Below are 13,110 nucleotides of genomic sequence, written 5' to 3'. Positions count from 1 at the left end.
CACAGCAAATTTCGGTTCACCATTAATAGCAAAACGGCTACCGGAGGTAGCCGTTTGAAGTCATTTACTTGGCTTTCGCCACGGTCACCATCGCTGCGCGAATAGTACGACCATTCAGGGTATAGCCCTTCTGCATCACACCCAGCACCTTGCCAGCCGCGACATCTTCAGACTCAACCATCGCAATGGCCTGATGCACGTTCGGATCCAGCGGCACGTCGGTATCAGCAATCACTTCCACGCCGAACTTACGCACAACATCGAGCATTGACTTCAACGTGAGCTCAATACCTTCAACCATCGGAGCCATATCCGGATTCGCTTTATCAGCCACTTCCAGTGCGCGATCCAGGCTATCGATTACCGGCAGCAATTCATTGACGAACTTCTCCAGCGCGAATTTATGCGCTTTTTCAATATCCAGCTCGGTACGACGGCGCAAGTTGTCTTCATCAGCTTTTGCACGCAGCATCACTTCACGCTCACGCTTCTGTGCTTCAACAAGCTGTGCTTCCAGATTCGCAATGGTTTCATCGCGCGGATCCACCTGCTCAGCCGAAACTTCGGGCTCTAGCGCCTCAACGTCGTCGTGCTGCTCCGTGATAATTTCTTCCGGGGCTTGCCCCTCAGGCGTTTTCTGTTCTTTACTACTCATGAATTTCTCCGCGTTTTTTTCGCATTCATCTCGCTAACTTCGCTTATTATGGGGATCAGTTTCCGGGTTTCAAGTGAACACGGCCAGATTGTCACTATTCATTTAACGCAAGGACATCCAGATCATGAAGAACCACTTCAAGTGTATAGGCATTGTGGGACACCCTCGTCACCCAACCGCGCTGACCACACATGAAATGCTCTGGCGCTGGCTGTCCAGCAAAGGTTATGAAGTGCTGGTTGAGCAGCAAATTGCTCATGAACTACAGCTTAGCAACGTTAAGACCGGGACACTGGCGGAAATAGGCCAGCAGGCTGATCTCGCCGTTGTCGTTGGCGGCGACGGCAATATGCTCGGCGCGGCGCGCACCCTGGCGCGCTACGACATTAACGTTATCGGGATTAACCGCGGTAATCTCGGTTTTCTGACCGACCTCGACCCGGATAATGCGCTACAGCAACTTGCCGATGTTCTCGAAGGCCACTATATCGCCGAAAAACGCTTCTTATTAGAAGCACAGGTGTGCCAGCAGGATTGCCAGAAACGCATCAGCACAGCAATTAACGAAGTCGTCCTGCATCCTGGTAAAGTCGCGCACATGATTGAGTTCGAAGTCTATATCGATGAGGTTTTTGCCTTCTCTCAACGTTCCGACGGCCTGATTATCTCCACCCCGACCGGCTCCACCGCCTATTCACTATCCGCTGGCGGCCCAATCCTCACACCATCGCTGGATGCTATTACCCTGGTGCCCATGTTCCCGCATACGCTTTCCGCCCGCCCGCTAGTGATTAACGGCGACAGCACCATCCGCCTGCGCTTTTCTCAGCGCTGCAGCGACCTTGAAATTAGCTGCGACAGCCAGATAGCACTCCCCATTCAGGATGGTGAAGATGTGCTAATCCGCCGCTGCGATTATCATCTCAATCTCATCCATCCCAAAGACTACAGCTATTTCAATACATTAAGCACCAAGCTTGGCTGGTCGAAAAAATTGTTCTGATTTTGTAGCCTGCCTCTTTACTGGATAAAAAACCAGTCTATACTGTACGAAAACACAGTAATGGTTTTTCATACAGGAAGGCACTATGTTGGCACAACTCACTATCAGTAATTTTGCTATCGTTCGTGAGCTGGAAATCGATTTTCACAACGGTATGACCGCCATCACCGGTGAAACCGGTGCTGGTAAATCGATTGCTATCGACGCGCTGGGGCTGTGCCTCGGTGGTCGGGCTGAAGCCGATATGGTGCGCAGAGGTGCCAGCCGGGCTGATTTATGCGCACGCTTCTCCCTGAAAGACACACCTGCTGCTCAACGTTGGCTGGAACTGAACCAACTGGAAAGCGGACGTGAGTGTTTACTTCGCCGTGTTATTAGCGCAGACGGTCGCTCCCGCGGCTTTATCAACGGTACCGCAGTCCCTCTCTCCCAGCTTCGCGAGCTGGGTCAGCAGCTTATCCAGATCCACGGCCAGCATGCACACCAGTTACTGACTAAATCCGAACATCAGAAAACACTGCTTGATAGCTATACTGGTGAGTATGTACTTACTCAGCGTATGGCTGAACACTATTGCCAGTGGCATCAAAGCTGCCGCGAATTGGCTCAGCATCAGCAGCAAAGTCAGGAACGCGCAGCTCGTGCGGATCTACTGCAATATCAATTGAAAGAGTTAAACGAATTCAGTCCGCTGTCGGGTGAATTTGAGCAAATTGATGAAGAGTACAAACGTCTGGCTAATAGTGGCCAACTCTTGACCGTCTGCCAACACGCGCTAACGGTACTGGCAGATGGTGAAGAAGCCAATCTGCAAAGCCAGCTTTATACCACTAAACAGCTGGTAAATGAGTTGGTTAGTATGGATAGCAAACTTTCAGGGATACTGGATATGCTGGAAGAGGCGTCTATCCAGCTCATCGAAGCCACCGATGAGCTACGCCATTATAATGACCGTCTCGATCTCGATCCGAACCGTCTGTTTGAGTTGGAGCAGCGTATCTCCCGACAAATTACCCTGGCACGTAAGTATCAGATTACGCCCGAAGAGCTTCCGGCATTCCATCAAGCTTTGCTGGAAGAGCAGCGTCTTCTGGACGATAGCGCAGATTCTCTGGAATCCCTCGGTCAAATGGTAGTCGAGCACCATCAGTTAGCGCTGGATACGGCAAAGCAGCTGCACGCACTTCGCCAGAAAAGTGCCGATGAGCTGGCTCAACTGATTACGGAGAGTATGCACTTACTTTCCATGCCGCACGGGGTGTTCGCCATTGATGTCTCGTTTGATGAACGTCACCTTACCGCCGAAGGTGCAGACCATATAGAATTCCGGGTGACCACAAACCCCGGACAGCCGCTACAGTCGATAGCCAAAGTCGCTTCCGGAGGCGAACTCTCTCGTATCGCGCTGGCGATTCAGGTTATCACCGCACGGAAAATGGAAACGCTGGCATTGATTTTCGATGAGGTGGATGTTGGTATTAGCGGTCCGACAGCAGCGGTAGTTGGCAAACTGCTGCGCCAGTTAGGTGAATCAACCCAGGTGATGTGCGTAACCCATCTACCTCAGGTAGCGGGCTGCGGTCATCATCATTTCTTCGTCTGCAAGGAAACCGATGGAGAGATGACGGAAACGCATATGCACCCTCTGGATAAACGCGCACGTTTGCAAGAATTAGCCCGTCTGCTAGGCGGTAGCGAGGTCACCCGCAACACCCTGGCAAACGCGAAAGAGTTGCTCGCTGCGTAAACTTTTTGATTTTCGCAGAGTCATAGTGAACAGCAAATTGCCGATAGACCTACAGTCGAAGGTTCCCAACCGGGCAAAGGTCTATTATCATCGGCATATTACAGATGAGCCACGTACTGCTCGGGCCCAAAAAGGAATCAAATCACTATGCGCTGTAAAACGCTGACTGCTGCCGCAGCGGTTCTTCTTATGTTGACCGCAGGCTGTTCCACTCTGGAACGAGTGGTTTACCGTCCTGACATCAACCAGGGTAACTATCTGGCACCGACCGATGTAGCAAAAATTCGGGTCGGCCTGACACAACAACAGGTCGCCTATGCACTGGGTACTCCAATGATGTCGGATCCGTTTGGTACCAACACTTGGTTCTATGTTTTCCGTCAGCAGCCTGGGCATGAAAAAGTCACCCAGCAAACTCTTACCCTGACTTTCGACAGCAGTGGAGTGTTGACTAATATAGATAACAAACCTGCTCTGACTACCGAGTAAGGTCGTAAAATGCAAAAAAGCGCTCAATGAGCGCTTTTTTAATGTCCGAAAAATGATTACTTTCCAGCGCTTTTCTCGGCCCGCTGGCGACGCAGCTCTTTCGGGTCAGCAATAAGCGGGCGATAAATTTCCACACGATCTCCATCATGCACTTCATCATGTAGTTTTGCCGGGCGGCTATAGATGCCCACTTTGTTCTTTGCCAGATTAATATCATCGCGTAGCGTCAAGAGGCCGCTGGCGACAATCGCCTGCTCGACCGTCGACCCCGCCTCCAGCCTGACGCTCTGCAGATACTGCTTTTCCGGCAACGCATAGGCTACTTCAACAACGATTTTAGCCGACACTGTAGACCTCTTTAGCGCGGACCGTAAACGCCTGCACCATGTTCATGGCCAGTTCTTTAAAAATGCGGCCAAAAGCCATTTCAATCAGCTTATTGGTGAATTCAAAATCGAGATGAAACTCAATTTTGCACGCTTCCGGACTTAACGGAATAAACGTCCAGCCGCCAATCAGTTTTTTGAACGGCCCATCGACCAGGCTCATCAAAATGCTCTGGTTGCTAGTCAGCGTATTGCGGGTAGTGAAAGTCTTGCTGATGCCAGCTTTGGACACATCAACCGCCGCAGTCATTTGCGTCGGCCCAAGTTCCAGAACACGGCTACCGGTGCAACCAGGCAAAAAATCAGGGTAGGACTTCACATCGTTTACGAGTTGATACATCTGTTCCGCACTGAAAGGTACCAGCGCGGTACGGCTAATCTGAGGCATAGCAGGTTCCACATATAAACACGGCGCAAATAATATCATTTATCTGCTGCTAAAAAAAACGCTGTACTGCAACTCGTGCTAAGATAGCTCATTACACCTCGCAGGATGGATTGAGGTACGACTGTTTTAAGACGATGACTTCAGGATACTATGACTAAGAAAAAAGCCCACAAACCTGGATCAGCCACCATTGCGCTGAATAAACGCGCCCGTCATGAATACTTTATCGAAGATGAATACGAGGCTGGTCTCGCCCTGCAGGGTTGGGAAGTAAAATCTCTGCGTGCAGGAAAAGCCAACATCGGCGATAGCTACGTCATCCTGAAAGATGGCGAGGCTTATCTGTTCGGTGCTAACTTTACCCCAATGGCTGTGGCTTCCACCCACTACGTCTGCGATCCAACGCGCACCCGCAAGCTACTGCTAAACCAGCGTGAGCTGGACAACCTCTATGGGCGTATTAACCGAGAAGGTTACACCGTAGTTGCTCTGTCTCTTTACTGGAAAAACGCTTGGTGCAAAGTAAAAATCGGCGTAGCTAAAGGTAAGAAACAGCACGACAAGCGTACCGATATAAAAGATCGTGAGTGGGCGGTGGATAAAGCCCGGATCATGAAACACGCTGGCCGTTAATTCCCCTTCTTAATGAGGGTCAGTTTTCTGGCCCTTACGCTATATCATTGTTGATGCTGATTTTTCACCCAACTCGCCGCTATAATCCTCGAAACGAGGGCTGGTAAGCACATTCATAAATCTGTTATACTCAACGTACACATTGGGGCTGATTCTGGATTCGACGGGATTTGCGAAACCCAAGGTGCATGCCGAGGGGCGGTTGGCCTCGTAAAAAGCCGCAAAAAAATAGTCGCAAACGACGAAAACTACGCTTTAGCAGCTTAATAACCTGCTAAGAGCCCTCTCTCCCTAGCTTCCGCTCTTAAGACGGGGATCAAGAGAGGTCAAACCCAAAAGAGATCGCATGGATGTCCTGCCTGGGGCTGAAGTGCTAAATCTAATCAGGCTAGTTCGTTAGTGGCGTGTCTGTCCGCAGCTGGCGTGCGAATGTAAAGACTGACTAAGCATGTAGTACCGAGGATGTAGGAATTTCGGACGCGGGTTCAACTCCCGCCAGCTCCACCAAACATTCATTCATGATGCATCATGAACATTAAAAAAGCCTGTAACTTCAACGAGTTGCAGGCTTTTTTGTTGCATGTGTGGTCATGATCTCTGTATGAATCTTGAGCATTATGTATCTTGTTTTGCACCGCGTTGCCTGAACGCTAAAAAAACAAGGTGCAAAAACATGCCTAAGGTATTGAAATCCCTAACCAATACTGAGATCGCTGCCGCCAAACCGCAGAATACTGAGTATATGCTGCGCGATGGCGACGGGCTGGCGTTGTTGATTAAGCCATCCGGCAGAAAGATCTGGTACTTCGAATACACTCCCCCGGCGCTGAAAAAACGGACCAAAATCAGCATTGGCCCCTACCCGGTTGTCACCCTCGCCATGGCGCGAGATTTCAGGTTGCAATACCGGCGTTTACTTGTGCAGGGCATCGACCCGCAGGCCCATCTGGAGCAGGTTGCAGAGGAGCAACGACTCCAGAATGAATGCACGCTGGAAAAAGTTGCGGAACAGTGGCTCAAAGAGAAAAAAAGGACCAGCGATCTTAGCGAAGATCACGCCAAAGATGTCTGGCGCTCGCTGGAGATGCACGTCTTCCCCTCTCTGGGTAACACACCCGTTACCGAGATCCGCCCGAAGATGCTCAAGGAACACCTCACACCGCTGGAAGAACAGGGCATCCTCGAAACGCTGCGGCGAGTTATCTCACGACTCAATGAAATCTTCCGCTTCGCCATCTCCGAAGAACTCATCGAGTTCAATCCGGCTGACAACCTGGTCGCCCGCTTCAAAAAACCGAAAAAGCAGAACATGCCCGCCCTCCACCCCAGCGAGCTTGGCAGGCTGATGCTGGCGCTACAGAACGCCTCTATCCGCAAGGAAACCCGCTGCCTTATCGAATGGGAGCTACTGACCTGGGTTCGCCCCGGCGAAGCCGTCAGCGCGCGCTGGTGCGACATCGATATGAAAAAAGCGGAATGGAGCATCCCCGATACCTTTATGAAGATGAATCGTTCGCACATGGTGCCGCTCAGCAAACAGGCGCTGCGCGTTCTTCAGATCATGGAGCCCGTCAGCCGCCATCGCCCTTGGGTCTTCCCCAGCATCCGCAAACCGCTGGAGCACATGCACCAGCAGACCGCGAACGCCGCGCTTATCCGTATGGGGTTCGGCGGTGAGCTGGTCGCCCACGGCATGCGCAGCATCGCCAGAACGGCGGGAGCAGGTCATTTTCCCCGTGAAGTTCTGGAATCTGCGCTGGCACACCAGAAAGAAGACGAGATCGAAGCGGCCTACAACCGCAGCGACTATCTGGAACAAAGGCGACCTCTGATGCAGTGGTGGGGAAACTACGTTGATGCCGCCAGACGGCAGGCATTGCTCGGTGAAGAAGAACCGCTGCGGATCGTGGAAGGAGAATAATGTGGCTAGCCCCATTCGTCAGAATCTGTTTGAACGGGAATGTGATATGCCGCTGCTGGAAGCGCGGCATCTCGCCCTTCTGCTTCTCGGCCTCGATGCTTCCCAACCGGCAAACGCCCTGCCGGAAGAACATCAGGAAAATTACCGTATCCTGCACGACGCCATCAGCCGCACCATCAAAGCTACAGGCATGGTCAGCGCCCCGGCTAATAAACGCATGTTCTATGCCGATGAGATGTTCGCGCTGGCCTGGCGGCTTATTGATGACGAACTGACGCCGCCAGAAATTAAGGCCCGCAGCCTGAAGGCGGTGATGAAACTGTCACGCAACAGCCGTGGCCGCAAGTGGCTGAAGACGCTCGGTGACGACGCGCTATCAGATCTCACTACTTCAGCACAACCTTCCCAGCGTGGGATGCATAAACGCGACAAAGCGCGGGAGAATACTGCCAGGCTCTGCTGGCTACTGGTTCAGCTTCTGGTTGAGGAGACTGACGGGCGTTATGGGACGTCTGATAAACCGGCTTCGGATAGGATACTTCGAAAGCTGAGAGCGCTAGCGCAGGAGCGGGAATTGCCGTCAGACGGGCTTGGGCGAGGGACGTTTTATGAGGTGTTGAAAATGGGACGAGAGAAGGAGAAGTAGGTATATACTTCTTGAACAGGGACTGAAATTTGAAGAAGGAAATCTTAACTTCTTATACTATGCTGAGATTCGCAGAGGAACTTTAGAAATACTTTTCTCTTGTGGGGTTCAACCCATATTAGAAGACATGGATATCATCAAAAAATTGAGGGGTAGTTGAGTATGGATCCAATATCAGTTACAACAGTATCAATTTATGTCGCAACAAAATTTATTGATCAGTTCATTGCAGAAGAAGGTTACGGATGGTTAAAAAAGAAATTATTCCCCAAAAACAACTATGTTAACCAGCTCTATAGAATAATTGAAGAAACGGCTATTGAATTCGAAAAAAAATTCCCCATCGATAGTATAAAAATTCCATTTTACCAATCTCAACTATTGTTTGAAACATTGAATGAGCATATTTTATTCAAAGAATTACCAGATAAAAATTATTTGTTGCAAAAATTCAGTGAATATCCAAATGTCATCCCACCAACTCAAGAACAACTTGAAACTTTCTATAAAATTTTTTTACTAAAAATAAACAACTGTAAAGAATTAAAAAAACTCCACATTGAGGAGACTTATAAAGATAAGATATTCGATGTAAGCAATGAGATCATTCAGATAAAACTGTTGCTGCAATCATTTGATGAAAAATTTACTTTTCACTTAAACGATAATTGGTTAAATAATAAAAATAGAGAAGCTATAGCTGATTTAGGAGGACGTTACACACCCGAACTAAATTTAAAATTAGAGATCGCAGATATCTTCGAAGGGCTTGGGAAAACTAACAAATTTTCCAAAATATTTTACGAACATATCGATAATTTCTTGATCAAAGGAAACAATCTTCGAAACTGCGATGAAATACGTGAGCAGTTAGCTTTGATTTCTAAAGCCTTAACAGACACCTCAATTCTGTTTCTAAAAATTGATTTTCACGAATCCAAAAGCATTCCAATCAATAAATTTAATGAATATATCTCAAATTGTCAAAAATACATTTCTGAGGCGGAGTCGACACTATGGAAAATCGAGGAAAAGGAAAATCCGGATAAGACAACAAGTTTTAGCGATAAGTATTCATCAATTTTGAGAGACTTAAGAGAATTTTATTATGAGTGTGACACTTTATATATATTTCTCAATTCTATAACGGTAAAATTATCGAATAACCCATTTCTGCTCCTTGAAGGAGAAGCTGGGATTGGTAAGTCTCATTTGCTTGCTGATATCATCGAATCAAGAATTCAAACAGGATATCCATCTCTATTTTTATTAGGGCAGCAACTTACAACTGATGAATCCCCTTGGGTGCAAATTTTAAAAAGGCTACAGCTAAACACTGTATCCTCAGAATTTCTTGAAAAGCTAAATCTCTATGGTGAAAAACAAGGGAAAAGATTCCTGATATTTATTGATGCAATAAATGAAGGGAATGGTAACATTTTTTGGGAAGATAACATCAATAGCTTCGTTGATGAAATAAGAAGTTTTAAATGGCTTGGCCTTATAATATCAGTCAGATCAACATATAAAGATATTACTATCTCAAACGAACGGATCTCTCGTAATAATTTTGAAATTTATGAACACTTGGGTTTTAAGAATAAAGAGATGGAAGCTGTTAACTTATTTTATGATAATTATAATATAGAAAGACCATCATCACCTAATTTAAATCCAGAGTTTAAAAACCCTTTATTTCTTAAGTTACTATGCGAGGGGATAAAGAAAAGTGGTCTGACAAAAGTCCCTGTAGGATTTCATGGGATTTCTAAGATCTTAAGTTTTTTTGTTGAAGGCGTAAATAAGTCACTATCCTCTCACAAAAGATATAATTTCGATCCTAGTTTCCCATTAGTTAGTGATGCTCTCAATAAATTAATTAAAGTTAAACTAGCTAATGGCAGAAATAGTATTGCTCTTAAGGATGCTCATACAGCTGTCCAGTCTGTTGTTAAAGACTATGTGAACGATAAAACATTTCTCAGCTCTATGATAGATGAAGGAATACTGACCAAAGGTATCGTTCGCAATGAAGACAACTCTGTTGAAGAGGTCGTTTATATATCCTTTGAAAGATTTGATGATCATTTAACAGTTAACTATTTATTAAATGGTGTTGATAATATTGAAGATGAATTTAAAACAGGAGGTTCTCTTCAAAAATACTTCAATGATGAATACAGTTTTTATCGCAATCAAGGAATCATTGAGGCTTTATCTATTCAATCACCAGAAAAATATGGAAAAGAAATTTATGAATTACTGCCTAATTACAGTGACAATTATAATTTAGTGACTGCTTTTATCGATAGCTTAGTTTGGAGGGATTCCGCAGCAATTGATTTTGAAAAAATTAAGCCTTTTGTAAACAAGCAAGTACTCGGTTTCGATAATAGTTTTAGTCATTTTCTTGAGACGCTAATATCTATTTCTGGATTAGAAGAACATCCTTTCAATGCTAATTTCTTACATAACTGGCTATTACAGCATTCTTTACCAAATCGAGATGCCTTTTGGACTACTGCGTTAAAATATAGATATAGTGAAGACTCAGCATTTAAAAATTTGATTGACTGGGCATGGAGTGGGACTGATAAAAGCTATATATCAGATGATTCGATAGAGTTAGTTGCAACCACTCTATGCTGGTTTTTAACTTCAACTAATAGAGAGCTAAGAGATTGTACAACTAAAGCATTGGTTAATTTGTTAGAGGAACGTATCTCCGTTTTAATTAGGATAATCAATAAATTCGATGGGATAAATGATCCATATGTTTGGGAGAGAGTGTTTGCTGTAGCCCTAGGTTGCACATTGCGAACAAAGAATCATAATAAGCTAAGTCAATTGGCAGAGACAGTTTTTGCCAAAGTGTTTCAACCTAAATATGTGTATCCACATATTCTATTACGAGACTATGCGAGAGAGATTATAGAGTATGTTTCACATCTTCAATTGATACCGGAAGGACTCGACCTATCCAAAACTAAGCCGCCATACAAAAGTAAATGGCCTGAAAATATACCAACCAAAGAAGAACTTCAATCACTTTATAAAAAGGATGGGTATTGGTCACTTTGGGGATCCATAATGGGTGGAGGAGATTTTTCTAGATATACTATTGGAACAAATCATAATCACTCAAATTGGTCTGGTTGTAAATTTGGTGAAACTCCTATTAATCGCAAAAAAATTTTTAACGATTTTCTAGGTCAATTGTCAGACGAACAAAAAGCGCTCTACGACTCTACAGACCCTATTATTTACGATAAAAATTATAAAAGCATTTCATTCGGTAATACACTTATTAAATATGGTGTAGCAATAGGTAGAAAGAGTGAGGAGGAAGTTCTTTCCCATAAATCCGTGTTCAAGAAATCATTGTCAGAGGACTTGTTAGCTACATTTGAAAGAGACATAGAAAAATATTTAGATCACAATAATAATCTGCTCGAAACCGATAAATATTTTGATCTAAGAATTGCTGAACGCATGATTTTTAATCGTGTTATTAACCTTGGTTGGGATCCAAAACTTCATGGTGATTTTGATAAGCAGGTAGGCTCTGGGCGCGGAAGAAGAGAATCGTTACAAGAGCGAATTGGGAAAAAATATCAATGGATTTCTTACTATGAATATATAGCAATGCTTTCTGATAATTTTATTCGTTTTGATGGGTATGGAGATGAACGCAAAGAAAATCCTTATCAAGGACCTTGGGATCCATATGTAAGAGATATAGATCCAACCATTTTAATCAAAAATACAGGAACAAAAGAGTTAACCCAACAAGAAATGTGGTGGGATACTAAAGAAGTATTTGATTGGGATTGTACTTTTCAAGAATGGGTTAGCAATCCTTCCACGATAAGTAATCCATATGGACTGATTGAAGTCAATGACAACAATGGTACTGAATGGTTGATATTAGAAAGCTATCCCTCATGGAAAGAACCTAAAACTATCGGTAATGAAGAGTGGGGGCATCCTCGAAAGGAAGTTTGGTGTCAAATCAGAGGATATTTAGTTAGAACAACAGAATTAAATGCTCTTAAAAATTGGGCAGAAAACCAACACTACATGGGCAGGTGGATGCCAGAAGGAAGCAATAGGTATCAATTATTTAATAGAGAGTATTATTGGTCTGAAGCATTCCATTATTTTAAATCAGATTATTATGGCAGTTTAGATTGGAGTTCTGTAACAGATCAAGATTCTGGAGCTAAAATTGCTGATGTAAGCGTCACATCGATCAATTATTTATGGGAAGAAGAGTTCGATAAATCAAAAACAGATACTTTAAGTTTCCTCAAACCAACCAGTTTAATTTTCGACAAGATGGGCCTCAAAGATGGTAAATATGAAGGTAGTTATGAGGATAAATATGGAAGTATAGTTTGTTTCGCCACTGAAGCTTTAAATAACTCAAAAGCACATTTGTTAATTAAGAAAGAGCCGTTCTTAAAAATGTTGAATGAAAATAATCTAGAAATAGTGTGGACGCTTCTTGGTGAAAAAGGTGTTATCGGTGGGTCCTTAAGTTCAACTCACCAGTATGGTCGTATAGAATTCAGTGGTTTTTTTTCTTACGACGATGGAAAACTGACTGGAGCAAACAAAATATATTCATCTTGATATTTCCTTTAACTTGAAATTGTAGCACAGATAGAGACCTATTTGTGCTGCTAACTAATTCACGACATTCTCATTATCAAGTTTTTATCAATGATTTAGCTTTTAGCTTAACGTTAATGGAGTTTTTGTAGTAGTGCATTGCCATCCGTTACCCTCTGAACATCAACTCCCAATAAGAATCATAGGAATTAAAACTCTCAATTTCAGTAAGTTAACTAAATTCTATTGATTTTGACAGCCAATTAATTCTTCTCGGACTAATTATTTTTTATCCGGATTCCCATTTTTCACCCGGACCTATACCTCCCCTCCCCGTTCCGCGCTATAACCGCTCCGATACTCTGTTCCCGTGAGGTGCAATCATGAAAACCCGTGCTGACAATAACGATGCTTTTCCCGAAAGCGGCAATGTGCGTATGCGGCAGGTGGTCCAGTTTCTGGCGATGAGTGAATCGTCGGTTTACCGCCTGATTAAAAACACCGACTTTCCCCGCCCCGTCCACCTCTCTTCCCGACTGGTGGTTTTCGATGCCGCTGAAATCCGCCAGTGGCAGTGTAAGTATCCCAGCTTTAGTTCCACGCACTTTTTGAGAGTTCCGATTTTTCA

At 44.8% G+C, this 13,110-nt stretch carries 11 protein-coding genes and 1 other RNA gene; 9 read left to right on the top strand and 3 right to left on the bottom strand.

The features are described from left to right. Positions 1-64: 64 nt before the first annotated feature. Positions 65-655, bottom strand: coding sequence for a nucleotide exchange factor GrpE (grpE, locus tag QVF11_RS27170; RefSeq protein WP_110277451.1), 591 nt, complete (start codon positions 653-655; stop codon positions 65-67). Between the two features lie 124 nt (positions 656-779). On the opposite strand from grpE, the gene nadK reads away from it, so the two are divergent. The 3 genes from nadK to bamE all read left to right on the top strand — a co-directional run bounded on the left by nadK (position 780) and on the right by bamE (position 3,894). Next, positions 780-1,658 (top strand): NAD(+) kinase, encoded by an 879-nt coding sequence (gene nadK / locus QVF11_RS27165; protein WP_004104646.1) that lies wholly within the window; start codon positions 780-782, stop codon positions 1,656-1,658. A gap of 85 nt (positions 1,659-1,743) precedes the next feature. Continuing rightward, positions 1,744-3,405 (top strand): DNA repair protein RecN, encoded by a 1,662-nt coding sequence (recN, locus tag QVF11_RS27160; protein ID WP_287860859.1) that lies wholly within the window; start codon positions 1,744-1,746, stop codon positions 3,403-3,405. Positions 3,406-3,552: 147 nt separating this feature from the next. After that, a complete protein-coding gene (gene bamE / locus QVF11_RS27155; RefSeq protein ID WP_287860857.1) occupies positions 3,553-3,894 on the top strand; it encodes an outer membrane protein assembly factor BamE in 342 nt (113 codons plus the stop codon). 56 nt (positions 3,895-3,950) lie between these two features. Here bamE and QVF11_RS27150 read toward each other — a convergent pair whose 3' ends face one another. Both QVF11_RS27150 and QVF11_RS27145 read right to left on the bottom strand, forming a co-directional pair. Continuing rightward, positions 3,951-4,241 (bottom strand): RnfH family protein, encoded by a 291-nt coding sequence (locus QVF11_RS27150; protein ID WP_112217069.1) that lies wholly within the window; start codon positions 4,239-4,241, stop codon positions 3,951-3,953. Continuing rightward, complete coding sequence (locus QVF11_RS27145; protein ID WP_197975057.1) at positions 4,231-4,668, bottom strand: type II toxin-antitoxin system RatA family toxin; 438 nt, start codon at positions 4,666-4,668, stop codon at positions 4,231-4,233. The genes QVF11_RS27150 and QVF11_RS27145 overlap by 11 nt, the downstream gene beginning before the upstream one ends. Positions 4,669-4,818: 150 nt before the next feature. On the opposite strand from QVF11_RS27145, the gene smpB reads away from it, so the two are divergent. The 6 genes from smpB to QVF11_RS27115 form a co-directional block, all read left to right on the top strand. Beyond that, entirely contained in the window at positions 4,819-5,301 is a 483-nt protein-coding gene (gene smpB / locus QVF11_RS27140; RefSeq protein ID WP_110277446.1) for an SsrA-binding protein SmpB, read from the top strand. Positions 5,302-5,445: 144 nt separating this feature from the next. Then, positions 5,446-5,808: a transfer-messenger RNA gene (gene ssrA, locus QVF11_RS27135) on the top strand. Positions 5,809-5,974: 166 nt separating this feature from the next. Next, positions 5,975-7,222 (top strand): integrase domain-containing protein, encoded by a 1,248-nt coding sequence (locus QVF11_RS27130; protein ID WP_287860854.1) that lies wholly within the window; start codon positions 5,975-5,977, stop codon positions 7,220-7,222. A gap of 1 nt (position 7,223) precedes the next feature. Beyond that, complete coding sequence (locus QVF11_RS27125; RefSeq protein ID WP_287860852.1) at positions 7,224-7,868, top strand: hypothetical protein; 645 nt, start codon at positions 7,224-7,226, stop codon at positions 7,866-7,868. 162 nt (positions 7,869-8,030) lie between these two features. After that, positions 8,031-12,503, top strand: a complete 4,473-nt coding sequence (avs2, locus tag QVF11_RS27120; protein WP_287860850.1) for an AVAST type 2 anti-phage system protein Avs2 — start codon at positions 8,031-8,033, stop codon at positions 12,501-12,503. Positions 12,504-12,865: 362 nt separating this feature from the next. After that, positions 12,866-13,110: AlpA family transcriptional regulator (locus tag QVF11_RS27115; protein ID WP_287860848.1), on the top strand; the 245-nt coding region annotated here is incomplete at its 3' end.

Source organism: Klebsiella sp., from assembly GCF_027492335.1.
In the GTDB taxonomy this organism is placed as follows: domain Bacteria; phylum Pseudomonadota; class Gammaproteobacteria; order Enterobacterales; family Enterobacteriaceae; genus Klebsiella; species Klebsiella huaxiensis.
Note: the sequence above shows the minus strand (reverse complement) of the source record. Positions and strands in the feature narration are given on the sequence as shown.

Coding starts and splice junctions, on each gene's coding strand:
- bamE (WP_287860857.1), top strand. CDS start 3,553: ATGCGCTGTAAAACGCTGACTGCTGCCGCAGCGGTTCTTCTTATGTTG.
- QVF11_RS27130 (WP_287860854.1), top strand. CDS start 5,975: ATGCCTAAGGTATTGAAATCCCTAACCAATACTGAGATCGCTGCCGCC.
- nadK (WP_004104646.1), top strand. CDS start 780: ATGAAGAACCACTTCAAGTGTATAGGCATTGTGGGACACCCTCGTCAC.
- smpB (WP_110277446.1), top strand. CDS start 4,819: ATGACTAAGAAAAAAGCCCACAAACCTGGATCAGCCACCATTGCGCTG.
- avs2 (WP_287860850.1), top strand. CDS start 8,031: ATGGATCCAATATCAGTTACAACAGTATCAATTTATGTCGCAACAAAA.
- grpE (WP_110277451.1), bottom strand. CDS start 655: ATGAGTAGTAAAGAACAGAAAACGCCTGAGGGGCAAGCCCCGGAAGAA.
- recN (WP_287860859.1), top strand. CDS start 1,744: ATGTTGGCACAACTCACTATCAGTAATTTTGCTATCGTTCGTGAGCTG.
- QVF11_RS27145 (WP_197975057.1), bottom strand. CDS start 4,668: ATGCCTCAGATTAGCCGTACCGCGCTGGTACCTTTCAGTGCGGAACAG.